Source organism: Bacillus cereus group sp. BfR-BA-01408 (assembly GCF_022663305.1).
GTDB lineage: Bacteria > Bacillota > Bacilli > Bacillales > Bacillaceae_G > Bacillus_A > Bacillus_A pacificus.
Map to the genome: position 1 here is coordinate 1 of NZ_JAKUFF010000233.1, position 301 is coordinate 301.

The window sequence follows — 301 nt, forward strand, 5'->3', positions numbered from 1 at the left end:
CCTTGTGGGCCTTGAATTCCTTGTGGGCCGGTTGGACCTATGTCGCCTTGTGGGCCTTGAACCCCTTGCGGACCTTGATCTCCTGTGGCCCCCGTTACTCCTTGAATTCCTTGCGGACCTTGAACACCTTGGGGACCCGTCGGACCTATCTCTCCTTGCACTCCTTGGATTCCTTGCGGACCTTGTAAACCCGTCACTCCGGTTGCTCCCGTTTCTCCCGTCGCTCCTGTCACTCCAGTTGAGCCTGTTGCCCCAGTATCTCCTGTTACTCCTGTCGCCCCAGTTGCTCCTGTTGGGCCAG

General features: G+C 58.5%; 1 pseudogene. It reads right to left on the minus strand.

Annotation, left to right across the window (positions count from 1 at the left end):
- Positions 1-301 (minus strand): annotated as a pseudogene (locus MR083_RS27085) (collagen-like protein); the annotation flags it as partial.